Origin of the sequence: Pseudomonas sp. GD03862, from assembly GCF_029840855.1 — a bacterium.
Classification (GTDB): domain Bacteria; phylum Pseudomonadota; class Gammaproteobacteria; order Pseudomonadales; family Pseudomonadaceae; genus Aquipseudomonas; species Aquipseudomonas alloputida.
The window spans coordinates 234,059-259,826 of record NZ_JAOCDI010000002.1 but is presented as its reverse complement, the minus strand read 5'-3'; the positions used below and the strand labels follow the sequence as shown (position 1 = coordinate 259,826).

The window sequence follows — 25,768 nt, the reverse complement described above, 5'->3', positions numbered from 1 at the left end:
TGCGGCCGCGCCGCGCAGCGCCCCGGCCCGGCGAGCTGACCGGGGTGGGGCGCCGGGCAGGCGTCGGACCTTTATTTGATTGGGTACTGGCGGCGCAGTTCGGCGATCTGTTCGGGCGTGAGGGTGCGAAACTTATGCTGGAAAATCAGCAGGAACAGCTGTGCCGTGGCTTCGAGTTCCTCCGTGGCATCGACCGCCGCATGCAGGTCGCTGCCTGCGACGACCGGGCCATGATGGGCCAGCAGCATCGCGTGATGCTTGCTGGAGAACGTACGCACGGCTTCGGCCAGGGCCGGGTCACCGGGCGCGTAGTAGGGCACCAGTGGCAGCTTGCCGACCCGCATCGCGTAGTAGGCGGTGATGGCCGGGAGCAGGTCGTCCGGGTCCAGGCCATCGAGTACCGACACCGCCACGGAGTGAGTGGAGTGCAAGTGCACCACCGCGCCGCTGGTGGGGCGCTCCTGGTACATCGCAAGGTGCAGCATCAGCTCCTTGGAGGGCTTGTCGCCACTGATGTGACGGCCCTGCCAGTCGAGCTTGGTCAGGCGCGCCGGGTCCAGGCGGCCGAGTGACGAGCCGGTCGGGGTGAGCAGCCAGCCGTCGTCCAGCTTGACGCTGATGTTGCCGGTGCCGCCGTGGGTGAGGCCACGGTCGTACATGGACTTGCCCAGCAGGACGATGTCCTCGCGTTGCTTGTTCTCGTTCACGGTGCCAGCTCCAGCGCCTGTGCAAAGAAGTCGGGGCCGCCGAAGTTACCTGATTTCAGGGCCAGGGCAACCGTGGTGCGTCCATGACCCACGGTCCAGGGCACGCCGGGGGTGATCGAGTTGCCGATGCGCAGCGCGTCCACACCCAGGGCTTTGACCACTGCGCCTGAGGTTTCGCCCCCGGCTACCACGAAGGTGCGTACTTTCAGTTCGAGCAAGCCGGCGGCGATCTGCGACAGGGCGCGCTCGACCAGCTCGCCAGCGGCCTGTGCGCCGAGACGGGCTTGTACGGCCTTCACCGCTTCGGGCTGGGCACTGGCGTAGATCAGCACCGGGCCATTGGGTAGCAGCGGCGCGGCCCATTGCAGGGCTTTGCTGACCAGGTCATGGCCGTCAGCCAGTTGCAAAGGGTCGATGGCGAAGCTGGGGCGGCCGCTGTCAAGCCAGGCCGCGACCTGGCCATTGGTCGCCACCGAGCAGCTACCCGACAACACTGCGGCCAGGCCTTCGACATGCGGCAGGGCAGCGGCGCAAGCGGCGTCCGGCAACAAGCCGGCGCGCTTGAAATTACCGGGCAGGCCTATGGCCACACCAGAGCCGCCAGTGACCAGCAGGGCGTCACGCGCCGCTTCGCCGATGGTAGTCAAGTCGTCATTGCTGATGGCGTCGACAATCGCGTAACCGTGCCCGTCGGCCTGGAGCTCGCTGAACGCCTGGCGCACCGCGTCGGCCCCTTGGACGACCGTGGCATGCCGGACCAGTCCGACTTTGCGCGGGGTCTGCTGCTGGAGGACGCGTACCAGGTTGGCATCGGTCATCGGGGTCAGCGGATGGTGGCGCATGCCCGATTCGCTGAGCAGCGTATCGCCGACGAACAGGTGGCCGTTGAACAGTGTGCGCTGGTTTTCCGGGAAAGCAGGGCAGGCGAGCGCGAAGGGTGCTTTCAGGGCGTCGAGCAGGGCGTCGGCGACAGGACCGATATTGCCCTGGGCGGTGGAATCGAACGTGGAGCAATACTTGAAAAAGTACTGGCGGCAACCTGCGGCCTGCAGCCAGCGCAATGCCGCGAGGGATTCGGCGACGGCCTCGTCGGCCGGCAAGGTGCGGCTCTTGAGGGCGATGACCACAGCATCGACATCGGCGTCGATGGGCCCGCTGGGTACGCCGATGACCTGAAGCGTGCGCATGCCACCGCGAACCAGCATGCTGGCGAGGTCGGTGCCACCGGTGAAGTCGTCTGCGATGCAGCCCAGTAATGTTTGGCTCATGGCCAGTTCCTCCTGCCTGGCACCGAATGCGCTGGGATCGGAACACAGGCCATTGATGGAAAGGGGAAGCGGCACGCGGTGCGTGCCGCTCGGGCTGTCAGCCGTTGATGACAGCGGCCACGGCCTCGCCGAACGCGCGGCAGCCTAGCTGGCCACCCAGGTCGGCGGTGCGCTTGGCGGGGTCTTCCAGGACTGCGTCGACCGCCTGTTCCATGGCCTTGCCTGCCTCGAACAGCGCAGGTTTGCCGTGGTGTTCGCCCATCCACTGGAGCAGCATGGCCACCGACAGGATCATCGACACCGGGTTGGCCTTGTCCTGGCCGGCGATATCCGGCGCCGAGCCGTGCTGGGCCTGGGCGCAGCAATGGATGTCGCTGGCCATCATCGAGCCGGCCAGGCCCAGGCTGCCAGACAGCTCGCTGGCCAGGTCGCTGATGATGTCGCCGTAGAAGTTGGTGGCTACCAGCACGTCGAAGCGCTCGGGGCTGCGCACCAGGTGCGCGGTGGAGGCATCGACCAGCAGGTCGTCGAGTTGCACTTCCGGGAAGTCCTTGGCCACGTTGCGCACGCACTCCAGGAACAGGCCATCGGTCATGTGGAAGCTGTTGGCCTTGTGAATCGCCGTGACTTTGCGGTTGCGCTTCATGGCCAGTTCGAAGGCGCGGCGGGCGATACGCTCGCTGCAATGGCGGGTGATCTTGCGGGTCGAAAGCGCCATGTCCGGCGAAGGCATCACTTCACCCCAGCCGCGGGACATGTTGCGGTCTGGATAGAAGCCTTCGGTGGCCTCGCGCATGATCACCAGGTCCATGCTCTTGCCTGGCTTCATGTTCGACTCGAGGAACGGGCGAGTGCGTGCAGGGCGCACGTTGGCATACAGATCCAGGCCGATGCGGAAGCCTGCTGAAACGTTGCGCCCGCCTTTTTCCGGCGCCGGGTAGTCGGCGTGGGACTGGGTGCCAAGAATGATGCCATCGTAGGTCTTGGCTTTTTCCAGCACCTCTTCGCGCAGGGTGGTGCCATATTTTTCGAGGCTGACGAAACCGACATCGTCATAGTCGAACGCCAGGCCGAGATCAAACTTGTTGTTGGCGGCCTGCAGCGCTGACATCGAAGATTCGACGATTTCAGGGCCGATACCGTCGCAGGGAAGAACCAAAATTCGCATCACAATCTCCTAACCATTTTTGTTCGGGCTGTACCGTGGGTAATCCAGGCGGTGCCTTGGTGCGTAAAGTGTATGTCATGATCGCGTAATACAATGCTGAGCAATGGCCTACGCGGTTCATCGAACACCTCCGGGAGAAGTCATCCCTCTCGACGCCTTTGCATTTTATTGCATGTAAATCCAATTTATGCAACATTTGTTTTCCACATGACCATTCGATGGAGGCAAAGCAATGCTGATCAAGACCACTGACCTGTGCGATGAACTGGGTGACAAGGCTCAGGTGCTCGCCCCGCAATTCGTGGACCTCGGCGGCAAGGCCGATTTCCAGGGGCAGGCGGTGACCGTCAAATGCTTCGAGGACAACTCGCGGATCAAGGAACTGAGCAGCCAGCCCGGCCAAGGCAAAGTGCTCGTCGTCGATGGCGGGGGTAGCGATCGCTGCGCGCTATTTGGTGATCACATTGCCGAGGATCTGTTGAACAACGGCTGGGCTGGCGTGGTGGTGAACGGGTATGTGCGCGACAAGGCGGTGCTGCGCGGCTTGCCGATGGCGATCAAGGCCCTAGGCGTCTCGCCGCGCAAGTCGGTCAAGCGCAACGAGGGGCAGCGCGGCCTGACGCTGAGCTTCGGCGGGGTGAGCATTGCCGAAGGCGCCTGGCTGTACGCCGACGATGATGGGGTGGTGGTGCTCGACGCGCCTTACGCCTGACCCGAATCGGCCAGGTCGATCAGATGCCTCAGCTCCCGCGCTTCCTTGGCCTCGCGCGCTGCCTTGAGTCGGCTTACGACATCCAGGTGTTCGCGCAGAAAGGCGGCCGCCTGTTCGCGGTGGCCCTGCTCGATCATGTCAAGCAACTGGATGTGTTCCTTGCACTGGTTGATCAGGCGCGGGCGGTCGACGTTGGCCTGGTAGGCCATGAAGCGGCGCAACTGGTTCTGCCGACGGATCGCCTCGAGGAAAAACGCATTGCCCGAACAGCGCACGATCAGTTCGTGCAGGTTGGAGCCGATCTGGAACAGCTGCGAACGGGACAACTTGAAGATGTCGCCGTCAAGCAGTTGCTGCTGGGTGCGCCGGGCCTTGGCGAATGCCACCTGGTCGACCTTGTAGGTGGGCTCGAGCAGCGCTGCCGGTTCGATCGCCATGCGAAACCGGTAGCTCTGGACATGCGCCTCGGAGTCATGCAGGAAGCTGTTGATGCTCCAGCCTTGCCCGGGATTGCGTTCGATCATGCCCTCGTTGGCCAGACGATTGAGGACCTTGACCAATTGCCCACGGGGAACCTCGTACTTACGCAGCAGTTCGGCCTCGAAGAACGAAATGCTGATCTCGCCGGTGACCACGTCGTTGACTACGCGCAGGTAAAAGTCTTCGAACGGGTCGATGTCCAGCGGCAGCTTGCGGGCATCGATGCTGCGCGCGTCGACCGTGAGGAAGTAGCCGCGATTGGGCTCCTTGACCGCCATGCCGAGGTCTTCCAGCAGGGCGAATCCGCGCCTGACAGGCGAGCGGGAGACACCGAGTTCCTTGGCGAAGGCTTCTTCGCGCAACGGGTCGCCCGCGCGCATCGAGCGGGCGCGGGCCATGTCGAGAATCTTGGGGGCAAGCTGGCCGGCGAGGTCCGGTCTGATTCTGGTGGTCATATGTCGAGGCTTCGAGCTTCAGGCGGCAGGCCGCGAATGGCTGGCGAAATGCCGGCCGCAATTAGGTTTTTGTCGAGGCAGCGCAACGCCGGTCGCAACCTTGCGAGCGGCGGCATGGCGCCTGCCCAAATCAATGTTTGCATTCTGGAGGGGACATGACCAGCACCAAGCGTATTTTTCTTGTGCACGCAACATCGGTGGCGATCGAGCCGATCAATGCGGCGTTCGCCAGCCTGTGGCCCGAGGCTGAGCTGTGTAATTTGCTCGAAGACTCGTTGTCGCGGGACCTGCGCAGCGCCGGGCGTCTGACCGAGGCACTCAAGCAGCGCTTCTGCGACTTGGCTCGGTATGCCCGGTCGGCGGGCGCCGATGCGGTATTGTTCACCTGCTCGGCATTCGGTGAGGCCATCGAGCTAAGCCGCCAGCAGCTGGACATTCCGGTACTCAAGCCCAACGAGGCGATGATCGAGCAGGCACTGGCGCTTGGCGGCCGGATCGGGATTCTGGCGACCTTCGAGCCCTCCATCGAGTCGATGAGTGCGGAGTTTCGCCAGGCCGCAGCCGCCCAGGGAGTGCCTCTGCAACTGGAGAGCGCAGCGTCGGCGGATGCCTTCCAGGCCCTGCACGCCGGAGATGTCGAGCGCCATGACCACCTGGTAGCGCAACTTGCCGGGCAACTGGCTGACTGCGACGTGGTGTGCTTCTCCCAATTCTCGATGACCAGCGCAGCGCCCGCTGCGCGCGAAGTCAGTGGGCGCAAGGTGTTGACCACGCCGGACAGCGCCGTGCTGCTGTTACGCAGGTTGCTTGAGGGTTGAAAACTGCATCTTGGATTCAACAAATCCAGCGTGGTGGTGGGAGGCTTTACCCCGCGAGGCGCTTCCATCGACGAATGTCGGTCATCGGCGTGGAGCAATAATTGTATTGCGTCACCTTGCAAAACAATCCAGCTTCGCGTTAAGTAACAACCAACGCCGCTTCAAGTGGCAAGTCATGCTCCCCACAAAAACATAAATGGAGTACTCACATGAGCAAACGCATCGCCTACGTCACTGCCGGAATGGGCGGCCTGGGTACCGCCATCTGCCAGCGCCTGGCTCGGGATGGCTTCACCGTGGTGGTTGGCTGTGCACCGGCCTCGCCGCACAAGGATGCCTGGCTGGCCGAGCAGAAGCAGCGGGGCTTCGAGTTCATCGCTTCCGAGGGCAATGTCGCCGACTGGGGCTCCTGCCAGGAAGCCTTCGCGCGCATCAAGCGCGAGGTGGGGCCTGTCGATGTGCTGGTAAACAATGCCGGTACCGCCATCAATGTCGTGTTCCGCGACATGCAGCCCAGCGACTGGACGACCGTGATCGATACCAACCTGAACTCGCTGTTCAACGTTACCCGCCAGGTGGTCGACGACATGGTCGCGCGCGGTTGGGGCCGGGTCATCAACATCTCTTCGGTCAACGCCCAGATCGGCCAAGTCGGCCAGGTCAACTATTCCACTGCCAAATCCGCCATCCGCGGATTCACCCGCGCCTTGGCCCGCGAGGTCGGCTCGCGGGGCGTCACCGTAAACACGGTATCCCCTGGGTTCATCAGTACCCCTAAACTGCGTTCGGTGACCAGCTCGACGGCGATGGATCGGATCATCCAGGACATCCCGGCGCGCCGCCTGGGCACGCCCGACGAGATCGCGGCGATCTGCGCCTGGCTGGCTTCGGACGAATCAGGGTATGCCAACGGGGCGGACTTCTCGCTCAATGGCGGCCTGCACATGAGCTGACTGCGATCAGCTCTACCTTGATGCGCCTGCGGGCGCTGACCCATAAAAATAATTGTACATTCAGTCAAGGTGATACAAATGCTGTCATTTCTTGGATACGGCATGATCGTGACCTTCATGGCCCTGATCATGACCAAGCGTCTGTCGCCCTTGGTGGCCATGACCACCGTGCCGATCATCTTCGCGCTCATCGCAGGCTTCGGCCCGGACATGGGCGACATGATGATCGACGGCCTGCGCAAGGTAGCGCCGACCGCGATCATGGTGATGTTCGCCATTCTCTACTTCGGGGTGATGTTCGATACCGGTCTGTTCGACCCGATCATCAAGAAGTTCATCCAGCTGATCAACGGCGACCCCATGAAGGCCGTGGTCTTCGCCGCCCTGCTCGCGGGGCTGGTCTCGCTCGATGGCGATGGCTCGACCACCTACATGATCACCGTCACCGCCATGTTGCCGCTGTTCAAGCGCATGCGCCTGGACCCGCTGGCGTTGACCTGCGTGGTGATCCTCGCCGCCAGCGTCACCAACCTGCTGCCTTGGGGTGGGCCACTGGCGCGCGCTGCGGCATCGCTGCAGGTGGAGACCTCGGAGCTGTTCGTGCCGTTGATCCCGACCATGGTGGTCAGCTTCATCGGCGTGCTGGCGCTGGCCTGGTTCATCGGTACCCGCGAGCGTCAGCGCCTCGGCCGCCTGCCGATGTCGCTGGGCGCCGCCGCCACGGTGTTCGACGATGCCGACAACGAGGCCACGCCTTCGCTGTCGGAAGAAAACGCCGAGCTGCGCCGACCCAAACTGTTCTGGCTCAACGCCGCGTTGACCATCGCCTTGATGACCGGCCTGGTGCTGGAAATTCTGCCCCTGGCAATTCTGTTCATGGTCGCGTTCTCCATCGCCCTGGTGATCAACTACCCGCACATGCAGGACCAGCGCCGTCGGATTTCCGCGCATGCCCCCACCGCGTTGAACCAGATCGCGATCTTCCTGGCCGCCGGCATTCTTGCCGGGATTCTGTCGGGTACGGGCATGGTCGATGCGATGTCCAAGAGCTTCCTGTCGCTGCTGCCGGAAAGCTGGGGCCCGTACATGGCGCCGATCACTGCGCTGGCGAGTATCCCGGGCACCTTCTTCATGTCCAACGACGCCTTCTATTATGGCGTGCTGCCCGTGCTGGCCAAGGCGGCGGAAGTGTACGGCATCACCCACGCCGAAATCGGTCGCGCCTCGATGGTCGGGCAGCCGATTCACCTGCTAAGCCCGCTGGTCGCTTCCACCTACCTGCTGTGCGGCCTCGCCGGAGTCGAATTCAGTGATCACCAGAAGTACACCCTCAAATGGGCGTTCGCCCTGTGTATGCTGATCATGTTCGTTTCTCTCGGTTTCGGCCTTTTCCCCTGGGCGGCAGGCTAAGCTGATCAGGTGTTTCTCTCGCCAGGGCGAGCTGCACTTGCCCTGGCGCCTTTTTATTTCAGGATCTTGCCGTGCGCTACGACCTCACCAGTCTGGACCTGTTCATTACTGTCGCGCAGGAGCGCAACCTCACCCGAGCCAGCCGCATCAAGCATGTTGCGGTATCGGCCATCAGCAAGCGCATCACCGAGCTCGAGGCACAGATCGGCTCGCAGTTGCTGGTTCGCAACGCGCGCGGCGTCGACCTGACCCCAGCCGGGCAATCGCTGCTATTCTATGCGCGCCAGCTGCAGCAGACCATGGCCCAGCTCGATACTGAGCTGAGCGGCTACACCAGCGGTGTCAAAGGGCATATCCGCATCCATGCCATCACCTCGGCACTGTCGCAATTCCTTCCCGCCGACCTGGCCGGTTTCGCCCGGTTCTACCCGCAGATCAAGTTCGACATCGAGGAGCGCGTTGGCTCCGCGGTGGTGCGAGCGGTTGCCGATGGTCGTGCGGACGTGGGCATCATCGCCGCGCAGACGGCGGCCCAGGGGCTGGAGACCTATCCCTATCATCACGACGAACTGACCTTGGTCGTGCCGGGCGGCCATGTGCTGGCGGTGCGCAAGGCGGTGAAGTTCGCCGAGGTGCTCGAGCACGAGATGGTCGGCCCCCACCTGGAAAGCTCGATGCATACGCTACTGACCGGGGAGGCGCAGAAACTGGGCCTGGCGCTCAAACTGCGCATTCGCATCAGCAGCTTCGATTGCATGTGTCGCATGATCTCCCACGGCCTGGGTATCGCCGTACTGCCGCGCAGTGTTACCCAACAATATCTGCGTAGCCACAAGCTCAAGGCGGTGGCGCTGGATGAGCCTTGGGCGGTGCGGACCTTGCTGGTGGCGCTGAAGAAGTACGAGGCCTCCTCACCTACCTTGAAGACCTTCGTCGACCATCTCCGGTTGACCGAATGACACATTCCTAGAGCGTTCTCCGATCGAGAACGCTGCCTTGGTAATTCACCAATTTTCACGCCGGCAGCGCGAGTCTAGTATCGGCTCACTCCCAGTGCCGATCGCAGTTGCCGGCCCTGACTACATGATAAGAAACGAGCAGAACATGACCGATACCGCCCGCGACCTGATGAGTCACATGGCGATCGACGAGGAGCAGTTTGCCTACGTCGATCTCACCAAGCTGCTGAGCCAGGCTCAGCTGCAGCGCCTGCCTTATTCCATCCGCATCCTCCTGGAAAACGTTGCACGCTGCACGCCTGAAGCGCTCGATTCGGTGCTCGCGCGGGCCATTGGCCAAGGGCCGGACTGCGAAGTGCCGTTCCAGCCTAACCGCCTGATGTTCCACGACACCACGTGCCTGCCCGCGCTGGCCGACTTCGCCGGCATGCGCGATGTGGTCGCCGAGCTTGGTGGCGATCCGGCTGCGATGAACCCGCAGATTCCGGCGGTGTTGACCATCGACCATTCGGTGATCGTCGAGCGTTATGCCGAGCCCGAGGCGGTGGAGCAGAACCTGGACATCGATTTTCGCCGTAACAGCGAGCGCTACCGCTTCATCAAGTGGGCGCAGAAGAGCCTGGACAACTTCGGCGTCATCCCGCCGGGCACCGGCATCATTCACCAGATGAACATGGAAGCACTGGCTAAGGTGGTGTGGGAGAGCCGCACCGAGGATGGCCAGCGCCTGCTGCACCCGGACGACATGGTCGCCACCGACAGCCATACCCCGATGATCAACGCGATCGGCGTGCTCGGCTGGGGCGTCGGCGGGCTGGAAGGCCAGGCGGCGATGGTTGGCGAGCCCGTGCCGATCAACTTCCCGCAAGTGATCGGTTTCCGTGTCACCAACGCCCTGCGCCCGGGTGTGACTGCTACCGACCTGTCGTTGCATGTGGCCGAGATCCTGCGCAAACGCTCGGTGGTGGGCAAGTTCGTGGAGTTTACCGGCCCTGGCCTCACCACGCTGAGCTGGGCGGCGCGTGGCACGGTTTCGAACATGGCGCCGGAATATGGCGCAACTGTCGTTTTCTTCCCGTTTGATGATCAGACGCTGGATTATCTCAAGCTGACCGGCCGCTCTGCCGAGCTGTGCCTGCAAGCGGCCAGCTACATGCACGTCCAGGGTCTGTACCGGCGCGACGATCTGCCGGAGCCTCAGTTCGACGAGTTGATCGAGCTCGATCTGGCGAGCATCGAGCCGAGCGTTGCCGGTCCGTACCAGCCGCACCAGCGTCAGCCGCTGTCGGCTTCCGGCCCTTCGTTCAAGCAAGAAGTACTGGGCGGTGGCAACCTGATCGCCGGGCCTCAGCCCGAGCAGTTCCTCGAACCCTCGTTTGGCGAGCCGATCAGCCACGGCGCCGTGGTGATTTCCGCGATCACCAGTTGCACCAACACTGCCAACCCGGCGCAAATGCTGCAAGCCGGCCTGGTTGCGCGCAACGCGCGGCGCCTGGGCCTACAACGCAAACCGTGGGTCAAGACCTCGCTCTCGCCGGGTTCGCAAGTGGTGGCCGATTACCTGGCAGAAGCCGATCTGCTGCAGGATTTCTCTGCGCTGGGCTTCGAGCTGGCCGGCTTTGGCTGCATGACCTGCATCGGCAACTCTGGCAAGCTCGAAGAACATGTCGAGGCGTTCGCCGACCAGGGCCTCAAGGGCGTGGTCGTGCTTTCCGGCAACCGCAACTTCGAAGGCCGGGTCAATCCCAAGGTGCCTGCGGGTTACTTGGCATCGCCTGCGCTGTGCGTGGCCTTCGCCATTGCCGGTACCATCGAGGTCGACCTGACCCGTGAGGCGCTCGGCGATGACCGTGACGGCAACCCTGTGTACCTGCACGACCTGATGCCCAGTGACGAGGAAGTCGCGGCACTGGCTGCCAAGGTGGTCAAGCCCGAGTTCTTCCAGCAGCGCCTGGCCACGGTGTGGGACGGTACCCACCACTGGCAGGCCCTGTCGGCCGAAGGCAGCGTGCAGTTCCCGTGGGATCCGCGTTCTACCTACCTGCGTCGCCCGCAATACCTCGCCGACATCCAGGCCGAGGCCAAGGACAGCCTGGCCATCCAGGGTGCAAGGCCGTTGATGGTGCTGGGCGACAACGTCACCACCGACCATATTTCCCCGGCTGGCGCCATTCCGGCCAACAGCCAGGCCGGCCAATGGCTGCTCGAGCGTGGCGAGGATCCGCAGGACCTCAACCAGTACTCCACCCGGCGCAGCAACCACGAGGTCATGCTGCGTGGGGCCTTCACCAACAAGTCGGTCAGAAACCGCCTGCTCGGTGACAACCAGCCAGGGCCGGGCGCCTGGGCGTGGAATGCCGACCATAGCGCCTGCCTGCCGCTCTACGATGCAGCTCAGAGCTATTCCGGTACGCCGATGGTGATCTTCGCTGGCATCAACTACGGCGCAGGCTCCAGCCGCGACTGGGCGGCCAAGGCCCAGGCACTGCTGGGTGTGCGCGCCGTGGTGGCGCGCAGCATCGAACGTATTCACCGCAGCAACCTCATTGGCATGGGCGTGTTGCCTTTGCTGTTCGAGGACGGGCAGGGCGTGGATGACCTGCAGCTTGACGGTAGCGAGCGCTTCGACTTTATCGGCCTCGATGATCTGGTCGTGGGCGATAACCGTATCGCGCTGATGGTGCATCGGGCAGATGGGCGCAGCGAGCAGGTGCAGGTCATCGCCCGCATCGACTCGCTGCAGGAAATCCGCTACCTGAAGAACGGCGGTGTGCTTCCGTATGTGATCCGCAAGGTCGTCAAGCGAACCCGCTGAGCGTTCGGCGAATTCCCGCGTAGAAGCGGCGAGGGCGGCAATGCCCTTGCCAGGGCGCCTGCAACCTGCAAAAAGGCGGGCGCCGGTTTTGGATGAATTGGTGAAGCGGAGAAGATATCCAATGTTTGCCTATGTCGGATCGCGCACCACCCGGGAACGCAATGCCCGTGGTGATGGCATCACGGTCTATCAAGTGGATCAGCAGGAGGGCACGCTGGAGCGGATTCAGGTGCTCGGCGACCTGCTCAACCCCTCGTTCCTGGCGCTCAATCGCGCCGGTGACCGGCTATACGCCGTGCACGGCGACAGCACTGAAGTCAGCGCCTTCGCCGTGAATTGCCAGGATGGCCGCCTCGAGCTGCTCAACACCCAGAGCTGCGAAGGGCGCAACCCGGTGCACCTGGCGCTGGACCCGAGCGAGCGTCATCTGGTGGTGTCCAACCACATCACCGGTACGCTGGCGGTAATGGACATTGCCGCCGATGGCCTGCTCGGCAAGGTCAGCCAGTTGGTCAGGCTCGAAGGTCCGGTCGGCCCGCACCGTATCGAACAGCCGTTCGCCAAGCCGCATTTCAACCCCTTCGATGCCAGCGGCCGCTTCGTGCTGGTGCCGGACAAGGGGCTGGACCGCATATTCAGCTTCCGCTTCGATAACGGCAAGCTGACCCCGGCCGAACACTCCCACGCCATCAGCCGTGAAGGCGCGGGCCCGCGGCATCTGGCGTTGCACCCGAGCGCGGCCTATGCGTTCGCCATCAACGAGCTGGATTCGACGGTCACCAGTTACCGCTTCAACGAGCAAACGGGTGAGCTGCAACCGCTGCAGGTGTTGTCGTCGCTGCCATCGACCTACACCGGCAACAGCCGGGCCTCGGAAATCGAAGTAGACCGCAGCGGCCGCTTCGTCTACGCCTCCAACCGTGGCTACGACAGCATCGCGGTGTTCGCCTTCGACAGCCAGGCCGGAGTATTGAAACTGGTCGAGGTCGTTCCCAGCGGCGGTCGCACGCCACGCTTCTTCGCTCTGACCCCCAACCAGCGCTTTCTGTTCGCCCTGAATGAAGACAGCGACAGCATCGTTGCCATGGCAGTCGATGCGCAGCACGGACGCTTGAAGGAAACGGGCTTTTCGGTTTCGACCGGCAGCCCCGTATGCATGGTTTTTTCAGCCTGAACCGTGTTGCATAGATAACAATGACAGGGACGGGCTGAGCTCGTCCCACAGTGAGGTTGCCATGAACAACAACAAGACTGTCGATGAACAGGCCACGGTCCGCAAGGTCACCCTGCGCATCATCCCTTTCATGTTCCTGCTCTATATCGTCTCGTACCTGGACCGCGCCAACATCGGCTACGCGGCCCTGGAAATGAACAAGGAGCTGGCGCTGACCAGTGAAGCCTTCGGTTTCATTTCCGGCATTTTCTTCATCGGTTACTTCCTTTTCGAAGTGCCGAGCAACGTCATGCTCAACAAGTATGGTGCGCGCGTGTGGATCGCCCGCATCCTCGTGACCTGGGGCCTGATCGCTGCCGCCACCGCGTTCGCCCAGACCGCCAACCAACTGTATGTGTTGCGCTTCCTGCTCGGCGTCGCCGAGGCAGGGTTCTTCCCGGGCGTGATCGTATACCTGACCTACTGGTTCCGCTCCAAGGAGCTGGCCACCACCGTTGCCCTGTTCACCGCTGCCATCCCGGTCAGCTACATCATCGGTGCGCCGCTGTCGACCTGGATCATGGACAACATCAAATGGTTCGACTGGAGCGGCTGGCGCTGGATGCTGTTCCTCGAGGGCGTGCCTGCGGTATTCCTCGGCGTAGCATGCTTCTTCTTCCTGACCGACAAGCCCGAGCAGGCCAAGTGGCTGACCCAGGCGGAGAAGGACTGGTTGATCGCCGAGCTCGAGCGCGACCGCCAGAGCCGCAAGAACGTCAAGCGCCTGAGCGTGTTCAAGACCATGGTCAACAAGAAGGTGCTGTATCTGGCCTTCATCTACTTCGTCTACCAGTGCGGCAGCCTGGGCGTCGGTTACTGGATGCCGCAGATCATCAAGGGCTTCTCCAGCGACCTGACCCACACTCAGATCGGCCTAATTGCCATGCTGCCGTACATCGTTGCGACGGCCGCGATGATCATCTGGTCGCGCAGCTCCGATCGTCGCAATGAGCGCAAGATGCACTCGGCCATTCCACTGGCAGTCGCCGCCCTCGGCCTGATCGGTGCCGGTATGCTGCCCAGCGCGGTGGCGTCGATGGCGATGATCTGCGTCGCGTTGTCGGGCTTGTACAGCTTCAAGTCGCCGTTCTGGGCACTGCCGACGCTGTTCCTCGATCGCGCCACGGCAGCGGTGTCGATCGCGGTGATCAACTCGATCGGAAACCTCGGCGGCTTCGTCGGGCCATCGCTGATCGGCGTTGTCAAGGGCAACAGCCAGAGCGCCGCTACCGGCCTGCTGTTCCTCAGTGCGCTGCTGGTGATCGCCTTCCTGATGACCGCGCTGATGCGCGTCACCAACAAGGAACCCGATCAGCCGGTGGCAGCCTCCGCCCACTGATCCGGCAAGGGGCCGCGCTCTGCGGCCCCACGCCGACCTGCTCCGTTTCCTTCGCTACCTGGTGCCATGCCCCGGGCCAGGCAACCGCTTGCCAATCAAATGGAAATCGCCAGATGCACAACAACAAGAACATCCTGCGTACCCTTGTCACCCTGTCTCCTTGCATGCTCGCCAGCGCAGCCAATGCCGAAGGCTTCTTCGAAGACAGCAAGCTCAACCTGCAAATGCAGAACTACTACCTGAACCGTGACTTTCGCGATGGCGCTGCCCAATCCAAACGCGAAGAATGGGCGCAGGGCTTTCTTCTCGACTTCCGCTCAGGCTATACGCCCGGTACCGTAGGCTTCGGCCTGGACGCGCTGGGCATGCTGGGCATCAAGCTCGACTCGAGCCCCGACCGCGCCGGCACCGGCTTGCTGCCGGTGCACGATGACGGGCGTGCAGCCGACGCGTTCAGCCGCCTGGGCCTGACCGCCAAGGTCAAGGTCTTGCAAAGCGAGTTCAAGTACGGCACGTTGATTCCCAAGTTGCCCACCGTGCAGGCCAACACGGGCCGTATCCTGCCCCAGACCTTCGAAGGCGGGCTGCTGACCAGCAATGAAATCGAAGGCCTGACTTTTACCGGTGCGCGTTTCAATCGCATGACCGACCGCGACTCCACCGATGCCCAGAAGATCACGCTGAACAACAAGAACCGGCGCTTTGCCGGTGCCGTGGAGGGCGACGACTACTGGATTGGCGGCGCCGACTACGCGGTCAGCAAGACACTGACTCTCAGCTACCAATACGCCGAATTGCAGGACGTGTACCGGCAGAACTTCGTGGGCGTCAACCACAGCTGGAGCATTGGCCCTGGCAAGCTCAAGAGCGACCTGCGCTACATGCTCAGCGATGATGCTGGCAACGCTCGCGGCGGTGCCATTGACAGCGGCGCACTCAGTGGCATGTTCACCTACAGCCTCGGTGGACACGCCTTTGGGCTGGGCCTGCAGAAGATGAATGGCGATACCTCCATGCCGTTCCTCAACGGCACCGATCCGTATCTCACCAACTACATCCAGCTCAATGACTTCGCCGAACCGGGCGAGCGCTCGTGGCAGCTGCGCTACGATTACAATTTTGCCGCGCTCGGTATTCCCGGCCTGACCTTCATGACGCGCTACGTCAAAGGTGACCATGCCGACCCTGCCACGACCACCGAGGAAGGTCGCGAGTGGGAGCGCAATACCGATATCGCCTATGTGTTCCAGTCAGGCGCCTTGAAGAACCTGGGCATTCGCTGGCGTAATGCGGCGTATCGCTCCAACTTTGCCCGCGGTACCGATGAAAACCGGTTGATCGTCTCCTACACCCTGCCAATTTGGTGAGGGCACGAAAGCCACCCCTGAATACGGAGGTATGTTGATGTCACATGAAATATCGCAGCACGTGCTGGCCGAGCTTGCGCCTGAAGGTGTCTTGCAGGTCGCGATCAACCTGGGCAACCCAGTTCTGGCGCAGCGCGGCCCGGACGGCGAGCCACAGGGGGTGTCGGTGGCATTGGCCAAGGCGCTGGCCGAAGAGCTCGGTGTGAGCTTGCAGATGCGTACCTTCGATGCAGCCGGCAAAGTATTCGCCGCACTGGAGGAGGGCGCCTGGAAAGTGGCGTTTCTCGCCATCGAGCCGGTGCGTGAAGCACAGATTGCTTTCAGCGAACCTTATGTGCTGATCGAGGGCACCTATCTGGTGCGCAGCGAGGCGCCGTTCCAGGATGTCGAGGCGCTCGACCAAGCGGGTCTGCGCCTGGCCGTGGGCAAGGGCGCGGCGTATGACCTTTACCTGAGCCGTACCTTGGCGCATGCCGAACTGGTGCGCGCAGAGACTTCAGCCGGCGCGGTGGACCTATTCATCAAGCAGGGCCTCGATGCCGCCGCAGGCGTACGCCAGCCGCTGCAGAAAATCGCCGATTCCGATGCGCGCTATCGCGTGCTCGACGGCGCGTTCACTGCGATCCGCCAAGCCATGGCAGTCCCTCGCGGGCGCGACCATGCGGCCGCCTATGTGCGCGATTTCGTCGACCGCCAGTTGCGCAGCGGCTTCGTGCGCGGCGCGCTGCTCGCCACCGGGCAGACCGACGTCAGCGCGCCGCGCTGAACCTTCCGGGGCAGTTCGTGCCCCGGTTTCATGAAGCGATGCAGTTAAGGTAAGTAGTCAAATGGCCAAGGCCGCCGATGTTGTTGTGCAATGCCTGGAAAACGAAGTGTCGAGTATGTATTCGGCATCCCTGGCGAGGAGAACCTCGACCTGCTGCAATCCCTGCGCAAGTTAATGATCAAGCTGGTACTGACCTGTAACGAGTAGTCTGCGGGCTTCATGGCCGCCACCTATGGCCGCCTGACCGGCAAGACCAGCGTCAGTCTGTCGACCCTTGGCTTGGGTGCCACCAACCTGATCACCGCCAGTGCCTACGCCCCTGGGCGGCATGCCGATGGTGAACCTCTACGATCTGCGATCGACATCCTGAGCTTTGGTACTGCCCGCTCCCGGAGTTTGGCACGACCTATATGCATCGCGCCTCGGACGCGCTGCACCGTTTTGTCGCGTCTGGGGAAAAAGGGGCTCTCTATTTTCTAGTTGATCACAAACGATCGGGTCGCAGGGCCTCTATTACGCGGCTTGTAAGCCCTGTAATAAAGTGAAATATCTGCACGCAAATGAGGCTTCATATTTGTATGCTGATCTGCATGCATGCGACAATCCTTCCTTTGGTAACCTTGGAAGGACTGTAAACGTGGTAAACGATGTGATTCCGAGCCGTCTGGGGCGAGCGTGGCTCGCGACCCTCGGGGCGATAATTCTGTTGGCGGGTCTCTACTTCATCGGGGGCGGTGCCTGGCTTGCATCGTTGGGGGGGAGTTGGTACTTCCTGATCGCCGGCGTTCTGTTGATTGCAGCAGGTGCCATGATCATTCGACGCCGTTTCCTCGGCGTGCTGCTGATTGCGGTAGTCGTTGCGTATACCGTTATCTGGGCTCTGCTTGATGTCGGCCTGAAGTTCTGGCCGCTGCTGTCGCGCGTACTTGCCTTTGCAATCATTGGTGCTGCGGTTGCTTTTTCGGTGCCGCTTTTCACGCGTGCTCGTAAAGCCCGTGTGACTGGCATGGCGCTTGGGGCGTTGGCTTCGGTTGGTATCGTGCTGACTGCTATCAGCGCTTTCCAACCGAAAAACATCATTCGTGATGCTGAGTCTGTAGCCGCGGCACAGGATGTAGCGGTTGAGAAAACTGAAGGTGAAGCTGGCGACTGGAAGGCTTGGGCGGGTGATAACCATGGTTCGCGCTTCTCGCGCGTGGGTGATATCACGCCGGCGAACGTCAAGGACCTGAAAATTGCCTGGACCGCCCATACCGGCGAGGCTGTTGTGTCAGGACTGGGAGATGCCGAAGACCAGAATACGCCTCTGCAGGTGGGTGACAGCTTGTACGTTTGCACCACCTACAGCACTGTAATTTCCTACGACATCGACACCGGCAAGGAAAACTGGCGTTACGCGGCTGGCAAGGGCAACTCGACCTACCAGCGCTGCCGTGGCATGGCTTACTTCGATGCCACCACTGCCAAGAAGTCCGCTGCTGTACCTGGTAGTGCTGCCGACGCCCCATTGGATGCATCCGTCAGCCCGCAACGCCTGATCTTCCCTACTGGCGATGGTCGTCTTGTGGCCATCGATGCTCACACGGGCAAGCCTGTTGCCAATTTTGGTGACAACGGTGCAGTCGATCTGAAAGTCGGCATGGGCGAAGTCAAGCCTGGTTACTACCAGCAGTCGTCCTCGCCGCTGGTTGCAGGCAATCTGGTGATCGTTGGTGGTCGGGTAATCGACAACTTTGAAACCAACGAGCCGCCAGGTGTCGTCCGTGCTTTCGATGCGGTAACCGGTACGCTGGTCTGGGCCTGGGATCCGGGTAACCCGGAAGTTACCCGTGAGCCTCTGTCGCCTGAGGGCTATACGCGCGGTACGCCAAACGTCTGGGTAGGCATGTCCTTTGATGCCGAACTGGGGATGGTTTACCTGCCGACTGGCAACGCCACGCCTGATTTCTGGGCAGGTTTCCGCACTGAAGCTGACGACAAATACGGCTCGTCCATCGTAGCGGTCAACGTTGCCACAGGCCGCCCAGTCTGGTCGTTCCAGACTGTCCACCATGACATTTGGGACTTCGATGTCACCGGCCAGCCGCTGGTGTATGACATCGCCAATGATGATGGTTCGGTGTCCAAGGCGCTGTCGGTCACTTCCAAGACCGGCATGATCTACCTGCTGGACCGCACCAACGGCAAGCCACTCGCCGATATCAAGGAGCTGCCGGTGCCTCAGGGCAACCTGCCGGGTGAGCGCTACTCGCCGACCCAGCCGTACTCCGTGGGTATGCCGAACATCGGTAACGAAACCCTCAAAGAGTCCGACATGTGGGGCGCAACCCCGTTCGACCAGCTGATGTGCCGCATCATCTTCAAGTCGAGCCGTTACGACGGTGTCTTCACCCCGCCGGGCGAAGATTGGGCGATCCAGTACCCAGGTTCGCTGGGCGGCATGAACTGGGGCGGTGTTTCGGTTGACCCGACGACCAACCTGATGTTCGTCAATGACCTGCGTCTGGGCCTGCACTACAACATGGTTCCGGCCAAGGATATCCCGCCTGGCACCGGCAGCAGTGAAGGCATGGGCATCATCGTGCAGAAGGGCACGCCGTTCGGTACCTGGCGCGAGCGTTTCATGTCGCCGTTCGGCGTACCGTGCCAGGCACCGCCTTTCGGTACATTGTCGGCAGTCAACCTGAAGACCCACAAGCTGGTCTGGCAGGTTCCGGTAGGTACTGTTCAGGACACTGGCCCACTGGGTATCGCCACTGGCCTGCAATTGCCGCTGGGCATGCCGACCCTCGGCCCATCGCTGGCCACCAAGTCGGGCCTGCTGTTCTTTGCTGGCACCCAGGACTTCTACCTGCGCGCCTACAACAGCCGCACCGGTGAAGAAGTGTGGAAATCGCGTCTACCTGTTGGCAGCCAGAGCGGTCCGATCACCTACCGTTCGGAGAAGACCGGCAAGCAATATGTTGTCATCTTCGCCGGTGGTTCGCCGCACTCCGACAAGCGCGGTGACAGCGTGATTGCATACGCCTTGCCATAAGTAAGCCAGGCAGCGTGTGTATAAGCGGCCCAGACTCGGTATCCCACCGGCCTGGGCCGTTTTTTTCTATTCTCGTTTGATTCTTTCTCATGTACCCAAAAAACCTATCTTTGCATGCACGGTTGCCCGCCGGTTTGGCATTGCTGCTGACAGGGAGCGTGAGCACCCTAAGCTACGCAGAAAGCCTCACCGTTGAACCCACGGTGGTTACTGGGTCATACGCGCCTACCGCGAGTTTCGATCTTCCGTTTTCCATCGATACCGTCGACCTTTCACAGGGTAGTGCTGGCCAGCTGGGTGTGAACCTGTCGGAAGTGCTCACTAAAGTGCCCGGCCTGGTGGCGCAGAACCGGCAAAACTATGCTCAGGACTTGCAAGTATCGTCCCGCGGCTACGGCGCACGTTCGGCTTTCGGCGTACGTGGCATCAAGCTGTTGAGCGATGGTATTCCCGCCAGCACGCCGGACGGGCAGGGGCAGGCGGCTACGCTCAATCTGGATGTGGCAGACCGCATCGAGGTGCTGCGCGGCCCCGCTGCGACCGTCTACGGCAGCAATGCGGGTGGGGTCATCCAGATGTTCAGCCGGGATGGCCAAGGGCCTGCCACTGTAGGTGCGGAAACAACCTTCGGCAGTGATGGCTTCAACAAAAATCACCTGTACTCCGAAGGTGGCAACGATAAGGCCGGCTTCTTGCTCGATGCTTCACGCATGGACACCGACGGCTACCGAGATCACAGCGCAGCACGTCGTGACCAGACCTTCGCCAAAGTTAACGTCAAGCCTGATGACGATTCCCGATTGGCGCTCATCTACAGCAGCCTGGAACAGAACAATACGCAGGACCCGTTGGGGCAGACGTGGGATGCCTACAAGCACGATCCTCGTTCAACGGCAGCAGTGGCTGACATCTACAACACGCGCAAAAGCATCGACCATCAGCAAGTAGGCATGAACTACGAGCGTTATGTGGGGGATGCAACCCTCCAATTCAACCTCTACGCGGGGCAGCGTAGCGTCGTCCAGTACCTGTCCATACCTCGGACTGTGGCTTCCAACAGCCAACGCGGTGGTGGTGTGGTGGACTTCGACCGTGAGTTCCATGGCGGCACCTTGCGCTGGATCCAGCCGATTGTTCAGATGCCTGGCAACCTCACCGTCACCGTCGGCGCCGATTATGACCAGAGCACCGACGACAGACGCGGTTACCAGAATTTCAACGGTGATCAACTGGGCGTCAAAGGCGAGCTGCGACGTGACGAGCGCGATACGGCTACCAGCCTTGACCCGTATATCCAGGCCCACTGGGAGGTTGGCAAGTGGACCACCGAACTTGGCCTGCGCCACAGCACCATGGACATGCAGGTCGATGATCACTACCTGGCCAATGGCGATTCCAGTGGTTCGAAAAAGTATCAGCAGAACACGCCTTCACTGTCGGTTATGTATGCATTCACGCCTGATCTGCGTGGGTACGTGAGTGTCGGCAAAGGCTTCGAAACCCCTACCCAGGCCGAGATGGCTTATGCGCCAGGCGTTACCGAAAGCTTCAACTTCGGCCTGAAGCCAGCCACCAGTACCCAGTATGAGGTGGGGGTCAAGTATCGAGTTGGCGAGCGCACCCGTCTGAATGCAGCCGTTTACGAAATTCACACGGATGATGAGATCGTGGTCGATAGCGCCTCGGGTGGTCGCACCAGCTACCACAACGCCGGGCGCACATTGCGCCGAGGTTTCGAGGCAAGCGTGCAAAGCGATCTGAATGACCAGTGGCAAACGACGTGGGTCTACACCCGCACCGATGCGCGTTACGCACAAGACTTTGCCCAAGGCGTCCAGACCATCGACAGCGGCAACCGACTGCCCGGCGTGCCACTGAACAATCTGTATGGCGAGCTGATCTGGAAGCCGACAGCGGCGGTCAGCATGGGCCTTGAGGGGCAGTACCGCAGTAAAGTCTATGTGGAGGACAGCAACACCGCGAAGCCGGCTCCGGCCTATGCGGTGTTCAACTGGAGAACCCGCTTCGAACAGCGCTATGGGGCATGGACGTTCCACCAACTGGTGCGGCTAGATAACATCATGGATCGGCAATACGTAGGGTCTGTCATCGTCGGCGACAGCAACGCCCGCTATTACGAAGCTGCCCCCGGGCGGTCATGGTATGCCGGTGCTGGGTTCGAATATCGCTTCCAGTAGACTGATGCCCCAACTTCCTCATGCGCCTTTGGCGCAGAAATCAACGTGCTGAGTTTTCTTGATGTCTGTAACCGACAATTTGCTGGCTTTCACCTTGGCGGCAACCGTTCTCACCTTGACGCCAGGCCTCGACACGGCACTGATCTTGCGAACTGCCACGGTCGAGGGCAGGTCGCAGGCCTTCCGTGCCGCACTGGGTATAAATGCCGGATGCTTGCTGTGGGGCGCTGCGGTCGCTTTTGGTTTGGGCGCATTGATCACAGTCTCTGAACTGGCTTACAACTTGCTGAAGTACTGTGGTGCGGCCTACCTGGCCTACCTTGGCCTTAACATGCTCATGCGTCCCCGCCATTCTCTGGCTGCAGCCGAGCCTGAGGCGAAGGCGTCCTCAAACTGGTTCGTGAAGGGGATGATGGGGAACGTACTGAATCCGAAAGTGGGGATTTTCTACGTTTCGTTCCTGCCCCAGTTCATTCCGCAAGGCCAGCCATTGGTTGCCTGGACATTCGGTCTGGTAGGGATTCATGTACTGCTTGGTTTGCTGTGGTCGTTGGTGTTGATCGGTGCGACCCAGTCATTGGCTACGGTGTTGCGTAGAGAGAAGGTGATCCGCTGGATGGACCGTACGACGGGTGTGATCTTTGTGGCTTTCGCCACACGTCTGGCGTTGAGTAAGCATTAAGTGCCACACGCCTGTCGCAAGCCAGCAATTGGCTGCGACAGGCTCGCGCAAATCAGGCGACTGCCTGGGCGCCAGTGATCTCCACCAGCGACCCGCACATGAACGCAGCTTCATCCGAAGCAAGAAATGCCACCAGCGCAGCAACTTCTTCAGGCTTTCCGATACGTCCGAACGGTACCATCCGATCAAGGTCTGCGATGGTCCGACCAGAACGAAGTACGCCGGCCTCAAGCATTGGGGTGTGAATTTCACCTGGGCATACGGCGTTGACACGGATGTTCTGTGGAGCGTAGTCGCGCGCCAGATTTTGGGTGAACGAGGCAACCGCCGCCTTCGTGACGTTGTAGGCAATATGGCCTGGAGCAGGGTAGAGGCCCCATTGTGAGGCGGTGTTGACGATGGCACCGGCGCCATTGTCGATCATGATAGGCAGCACGGCACGGCACAGGTGGAACATCGAGTCCAGGTTGATGGCGAAGCTGGTGTGCCAATCGTCCTCGCTCAGTGCTAAAAGGTTCCCACGTCGATTGATGCCAGCATTGTTGACCAGCACATCGATGCGTCCCAGTTCACTGACAACAGTCTCCACCAGTCCACGGCACGCCTCACCCGAGCTAATGTCTGCAGTAATGGCGATTGCCTTGCCTCCGGAGCCCTCAATCTGTTTGACAACGTCCTGCGCGGCTTGCAGATTGACATCGCTGACCACGACCGTCGCCCCCTCGCTTGCCAGACGCGCCGCTATCGCGGAGCCGATGCCGCCGGCACCTCCAGTCACGATCGCCACTTTGTTCTCGAATCTGGTCATCTCGACTCCGGGTGAGTTGTGGTTGGTACGTCTGTTTGTTGCTGTAGAGCGCGAGCGTCACAAAACGGGCAGGGAGGAGATCTAGTCAGAACTGCCCAGACAGCCGTGCGGTCGCTGAGGCGACAGCAGGGGTACCCTGGGATAAAACTTGTTGTGTGCAGCTCTGCGTGCAAAGCTATCGATTAATGTGACAGCGTGTCAACAGGCTCGGACTGGCAGAGTTGAAACAGAGGCTGGCCCACTTGAATGGATTGACCTACTTGCCACGTTTCGCACCTCTCGATGCTTCCGGGTCCAAACAGCACGATCACCGTGGAACCCAGCCTGAAACGGCCAAGTTCAGCGCCTTGGTTCAAAAAGACGCAACTGTGCGCTTCGCGGCTATAGCGAAAAGTTGTCGCCTTTCGTCCAGGCGGAGAAACCAGACCGGCCCACGTGGTTTCGATGGACGCAACGATCATCGCGCCGATCAAGACAACTGCCATCGGGCCGTTCGCCGTATCGAACAGGCAAACGATACGTTCGTTACGCGCGAACAGGCGCGGCACCCGAGCGGCAGTGAGTGGATTCACCGAGAACAGTTGCCCTGGAATGTGGATCATCTCTCGCAGCGTACCGGCCAAAGGCATGTGTACCCGGTGGTAGTCACGCGGGGACAGATAAACCGTGGCAAAGCTGCCATTGTGAAAGGCTGCGGCATGATCGGGATGGCCACCCAACAGTTCCAGCAGGCTGAAGTAGTGATCTTTGGCTTGAAGCAAACGCCCATCGCAGATTTTGCCGATCTGGCTGACACTCCCGTCTGCCGGGCTGCCCACCTGCTTGGGTGAGGGCGGCAAAGAGCGTGCTCCTTGTTTCAGCTCGCGGGTAAAGAAGGCGTTGAAGTGCTCGAAGTCTTCGGCGCGGTCTCCCACAAACATGCTCATGTCCACGTCATAGCGTGCGATGAACCAGCTGATCAGGCGATTTTTGAACCAAGGCATCTTGCATTGGGCGAGATGCCCTGTGATTCGCGACAAGGCGTGATGGGGCAGCAGATACTGCCCCAGCATGAACAGTTGATTTTTCACTGCGTTTCCTGGTCGTTAAAAGGGTTGTTGCTCGACTGCTGTTGCAGGGCTTCGAGGAGCCGGTCGGCGACATTGGCGGCCCACACTGCAATAGTCAGACTTGGCGGCCTTCCCGGCGACGCCGGCAGCGCGGCGGCATCGGCGACATACAAGCCTGGGTTGTCGAATACCTCGCCATTGGCGCCGACGACACCGTCATCCGTTGATGCACCCAGGCAGGCGCCGCCCAGCGGCTGAACGGTAATCGGGGAGCGGGGGGCGTGAATCCGAGTGCCGGTGACACGCTCGATCGTGCGCACCTCCTGGTCGATTTCCCGGTACACCGGGCTGGCTGTCTTGTCGTAATGGATCGACAGCCTTCCCCGTTTCACGAGCATGCTGCCGTTGTTGTTGTCCTTGCCCAAGGCGACGATGAAGGCGTTATGACGCAGCCAGCGCTTGAGTCGGCCGGGCAATGGCATTTCGTCGGTACCCTGTATGGCTGCGCGCAAAACCTGCGCATTCTGACTGGTCGATTGCTCGCTGCGAAACGGGCCGCTCAATGGCAGCCCGAGGCTTAGATCGCAAGAGGCGTTCTCTCGCCACAGGGCAAAGTAGCCACCGTTTGTACCGAACTTCAGGCCCAGGCGTGACATGCCCTGCAGGCCATGGTCTTGATCACGGCTTTTGAACAGCAGAGATACCGTGTTGAGACAGCCAGCTGCCAGAATGACGTGTTTTGCCCTGAGCGTATGTGAGGTTCTATCTCGATGGTCACGGTAGTGGACTTCGTAGCGAGCACCGTCGGTGGTCTTGGCTTCCAGCTTGCGAATGGAGGTCGCCTCGCAAAGGTCGAGGACCTGCAGGCCTTGCTTCATTGCCGGCCAGACCATGGCGAAATCCAGCGTGGTTTTGGCGCCTGAAGGAGATCCCAGAACGCTATTGTTTCTGTAGTCGCATTCCCAGCGGTCCACGCCGTGAGCATCAGTCATTTTCACAGGGGCGCCAGGTTGCTGCGGCAGTAGAAAGCCCAGCATCGGATTGGCCAGGCCTGCGCTGGAGAGTTTGCCGTCATGGTTGGTCAGGCCAATACGGTTAGGGACATCATCCTCCTCAGTCGCCGCCCTTGCACCTAGCTGGTTGGCAATCTCGGCGTAGTAGCCATCCATGCTGGCCTGGCTGATGTGAGGATGGTGCCCGTCCCAGTAGTCAGGGCTGGAAGGTCTGGCCAGCATACCGGCATAGATATGGCTGCCACCGCCGACATTTGACGAGCAGATCACGTTGATTCCATCTCCGTGATAAGCCTCGACAAAACCATTGCGGTTCAACAACAGTTGCCGCCTGAACAGGTGCGAGCGGATTGAACGCAAGCCATGGGTGAATGCTCTGGAACCCTGTGGAAGTGGCGCCAGGTCAGTCAGGCCAATGGACCTGTTCGGCACAGTATCTCTCCACGGGCCACGCTCGAGCATGACCACCTCGCAGCCGGCTTCGGCAAGGCGCCTCGCAGCGACAGCTCCGCCAAAGCCACTGCCGATTACCAGAATTTGTATGGGGGTCG

The 25,768-nt window shown here is 61.2% G+C and carries 20 protein-coding genes and 1 pseudogene; 14 read left to right on the top strand and 7 right to left on the bottom strand.

Annotated features, from left to right (window positions below; all coding sequences use genetic code 11):
- Nucleotides 1-71: 71 nt before the first annotated feature.
- The 3 genes from otnC to N5D53_RS02730 all read right to left on the bottom strand — a co-directional run bounded on the left by otnC (nt 72) and on the right by N5D53_RS02730 (nt 3,143).
- Complete coding sequence (gene otnC, locus N5D53_RS02740; protein ID WP_279839750.1) at nt 72-707, bottom strand: 3-oxo-tetronate 4-phosphate decarboxylase; 636 nt, start codon at nt 705-707, stop codon at nt 72-74.
- Entirely contained in the window at nt 704-1,975 is a 1,272-nt protein-coding gene (gene otnK / locus N5D53_RS02735) for a 3-oxo-tetronate kinase (RefSeq protein ID WP_279839748.1), read from the bottom strand. Before otnK ends, otnC begins: the two co-directional genes overlap by 4 nt.
- A gap of 97 nt (nt 1,976-2,072) precedes the next feature.
- Entirely contained in the window at nt 2,073-3,143 is a 1,071-nt protein-coding gene (locus tag N5D53_RS02730) for an isocitrate/isopropylmalate dehydrogenase family protein (RefSeq protein WP_279839747.1), read from the bottom strand.
- Between the two features lie 232 nt (nt 3,144-3,375).
- On the opposite strand from N5D53_RS02730, the gene rraA reads away from it, so the two are divergent.
- A complete protein-coding gene (gene rraA, locus N5D53_RS02725) occupies nt 3,376-3,855 on the top strand; it encodes a ribonuclease E activity regulator RraA (protein ID WP_279839745.1) in 480 nt (159 codons plus the stop codon).
- On the opposite strand, the gene N5D53_RS02720 is transcribed toward rraA, so the two are convergent.
- Entirely contained in the window at nt 3,846-4,790 is a 945-nt protein-coding gene (locus N5D53_RS02720; RefSeq protein ID WP_279839743.1) for a GntR family transcriptional regulator, read from the bottom strand. The two genes, rraA and N5D53_RS02720, sit on opposite strands and share 10 nt — an antisense overlap.
- Before the next feature lie 155 nt (nt 4,791-4,945).
- Here N5D53_RS02720 and N5D53_RS02715 point away from each other — a divergent pair, with 155 nt between their 5' ends.
- The 13 genes and pseudogenes from N5D53_RS02715 (at nt 4,946) to N5D53_RS02655 (ending at nt 22,347) form a co-directional block, all read left to right on the top strand.
- Nucleotides 4,946-5,608, top strand: coding sequence for an aspartate/glutamate racemase family protein (locus N5D53_RS02715; protein ID WP_279839742.1), 663 nt, complete (start codon nt 4,946-4,948; stop codon nt 5,606-5,608).
- 209 nt (nt 5,609-5,817) lie between these two features.
- Complete coding sequence (phbB, locus tag N5D53_RS02710) at nt 5,818-6,561, top strand: acetoacetyl-CoA reductase (protein ID WP_279839740.1); 744 nt, start codon at nt 5,818-5,820, stop codon at nt 6,559-6,561.
- A gap of 78 nt (nt 6,562-6,639) precedes the next feature.
- Entirely contained in the window at nt 6,640-7,971 is a 1,332-nt protein-coding gene (locus tag N5D53_RS02705; protein WP_279839738.1) for a CitMHS family transporter, read from the top strand.
- A 71-nt stretch (nt 7,972-8,042) separates the two neighbouring features.
- The gene (locus N5D53_RS02700; RefSeq protein WP_279839736.1) at nt 8,043-8,930 is read left to right on the top strand and encodes a LysR substrate-binding domain-containing protein; all 888 of its coding nucleotides are present in this window, start codon (nt 8,043-8,045) and stop codon (nt 8,928-8,930) included.
- Between the two features lie 145 nt (nt 8,931-9,075).
- The gene (acnA, locus tag N5D53_RS02695; protein WP_279839734.1) at nt 9,076-11,745 is read left to right on the top strand and encodes an aconitate hydratase AcnA; all 2,670 of its coding nucleotides are present in this window, start codon (nt 9,076-9,078) and stop codon (nt 11,743-11,745) included.
- A gap of 121 nt (nt 11,746-11,866) precedes the next feature.
- Nucleotides 11,867-12,919, top strand: coding sequence for a lactonase family protein (locus N5D53_RS02690; RefSeq protein WP_279839732.1), 1,053 nt, complete (start codon nt 11,867-11,869; stop codon nt 12,917-12,919).
- A 61-nt stretch (nt 12,920-12,980) separates the two neighbouring features.
- Entirely contained in the window at nt 12,981-14,297 is a 1,317-nt protein-coding gene (locus N5D53_RS02685) for an MFS transporter (RefSeq protein WP_279839730.1), read from the top strand.
- A gap of 113 nt (nt 14,298-14,410) precedes the next feature.
- Complete coding sequence (locus tag N5D53_RS02680) at nt 14,411-15,664, top strand: OprD family porin (RefSeq protein WP_279839728.1); 1,254 nt, start codon at nt 14,411-14,413, stop codon at nt 15,662-15,664.
- A 37-nt stretch (nt 15,665-15,701) separates the two neighbouring features.
- On the top strand, nt 15,702-16,430 hold the full coding sequence (locus N5D53_RS02675; protein ID WP_279839726.1) for a transporter substrate-binding domain-containing protein: 729 nt from the start codon (nt 15,702-15,704) through the stop codon (nt 16,428-16,430).
- 61 nt (nt 16,431-16,491) lie between these two features.
- Nucleotides 16,492-16,776: pseudogene (locus N5D53_RS02670) on the top strand (thiamine pyrophosphate-binding protein); the annotation flags it as partial.
- Nucleotides 16,777-17,079: 303 nt separating this feature from the next.
- Entirely contained in the window at nt 17,080-19,467 is a 2,388-nt protein-coding gene (locus N5D53_RS02665; protein WP_279839810.1) for a membrane-bound PQQ-dependent dehydrogenase, glucose/quinate/shikimate family, read from the top strand.
- Nucleotides 19,468-19,556: 89 nt separating this feature from the next.
- Nucleotides 19,557-21,665, top strand: a complete 2,109-nt coding sequence (locus N5D53_RS02660) for a TonB-dependent receptor (protein WP_279839724.1) — start codon at nt 19,557-19,559, stop codon at nt 21,663-21,665.
- 61 nt (nt 21,666-21,726) lie between these two features.
- Nucleotides 21,727-22,347: a LysE family translocator gene (locus N5D53_RS02655; protein ID WP_279839722.1), complete on the top strand. Its 621-nt coding sequence runs from the start codon at nt 21,727-21,729 to the stop codon at nt 22,345-22,347.
- A gap of 52 nt (nt 22,348-22,399) precedes the next feature.
- Here the strand turns inward: N5D53_RS02655 and N5D53_RS02650 are convergent, their stop codons facing one another.
- The 3 genes from N5D53_RS02650 to N5D53_RS02640 form a co-directional block, all read right to left on the bottom strand.
- Entirely contained in the window at nt 22,400-23,155 is a 756-nt protein-coding gene (locus N5D53_RS02650) for an SDR family NAD(P)-dependent oxidoreductase (protein ID WP_279839721.1), read from the bottom strand.
- 182 nt (nt 23,156-23,337) lie between these two features.
- Nucleotides 23,338-24,225 (bottom strand): archaetidylserine decarboxylase, encoded by an 888-nt coding sequence (gene asd, locus N5D53_RS02645; protein ID WP_279839719.1) that lies wholly within the window; start codon nt 24,223-24,225, stop codon nt 23,338-23,340.
- Nucleotides 24,222-25,538, bottom strand: coding sequence for a GMC oxidoreductase (locus N5D53_RS02640; RefSeq protein ID WP_347881663.1), 1,317 nt, complete (start codon nt 25,536-25,538; stop codon nt 24,222-24,224). The genes asd and N5D53_RS02640 overlap by 4 nt, the downstream gene beginning before the upstream one ends.
- Nucleotides 25,539-25,768: the final 230 nt, after the last annotated feature.

What these genes read in the sequence shown, in the direction of transcription:
- otnK (WP_279839748.1), bottom strand. Translation starts at nt 1,975, where the DNA reads ATGAGCCAAACATTACTGGGCTGCATCGCAGACGACTTCACCGGTGGC.
- N5D53_RS02730 (WP_279839747.1), bottom strand. Translation starts at nt 3,143, where the DNA reads ATGCGAATTTTGGTTCTTCCCTGCGACGGTATCGGCCCTGAAATCGTC.
- rraA (WP_279839745.1), top strand. Translation starts at nt 3,376, where the DNA reads ATGCTGATCAAGACCACTGACCTGTGCGATGAACTGGGTGACAAGGCT.
- N5D53_RS02720 (WP_279839743.1), bottom strand. Translation starts at nt 4,790, where the DNA reads ATGACCACCAGAATCAGACCGGACCTCGCCGGCCAGCTTGCCCCCAAG.
- N5D53_RS02715 (WP_279839742.1), top strand. Translation starts at nt 4,946, where the DNA reads ATGACCAGCACCAAGCGTATTTTTCTTGTGCACGCAACATCGGTGGCG.
- phbB (WP_279839740.1), top strand. Translation starts at nt 5,818, where the DNA reads ATGAGCAAACGCATCGCCTACGTCACTGCCGGAATGGGCGGCCTGGGT.
- N5D53_RS02705 (WP_279839738.1), top strand. Translation starts at nt 6,640, where the DNA reads ATGCTGTCATTTCTTGGATACGGCATGATCGTGACCTTCATGGCCCTG.
- acnA (WP_279839734.1), top strand. Translation starts at nt 9,076, where the DNA reads ATGACCGATACCGCCCGCGACCTGATGAGTCACATGGCGATCGACGAG.
- N5D53_RS02690 (WP_279839732.1), top strand. Translation starts at nt 11,867, where the DNA reads ATGTTTGCCTATGTCGGATCGCGCACCACCCGGGAACGCAATGCCCGT.
- N5D53_RS02685 (WP_279839730.1), top strand. Translation starts at nt 12,981, where the DNA reads ATGAACAACAACAAGACTGTCGATGAACAGGCCACGGTCCGCAAGGTC.
- N5D53_RS02680 (WP_279839728.1), top strand. Translation starts at nt 14,411, where the DNA reads ATGCACAACAACAAGAACATCCTGCGTACCCTTGTCACCCTGTCTCCT.
- N5D53_RS02675 (WP_279839726.1), top strand. Translation starts at nt 15,702, where the DNA reads ATGTCACATGAAATATCGCAGCACGTGCTGGCCGAGCTTGCGCCTGAA.
- N5D53_RS02660 (WP_279839724.1), top strand. Translation starts at nt 19,557, where the DNA reads ATGTACCCAAAAAACCTATCTTTGCATGCACGGTTGCCCGCCGGTTTG.
- N5D53_RS02655 (WP_279839722.1), top strand. Translation starts at nt 21,727, where the DNA reads ATGTCTGTAACCGACAATTTGCTGGCTTTCACCTTGGCGGCAACCGTT.
- N5D53_RS02650 (WP_279839721.1), bottom strand. Translation starts at nt 23,155, where the DNA reads ATGACCAGATTCGAGAACAAAGTGGCGATCGTGACTGGAGGTGCCGGC.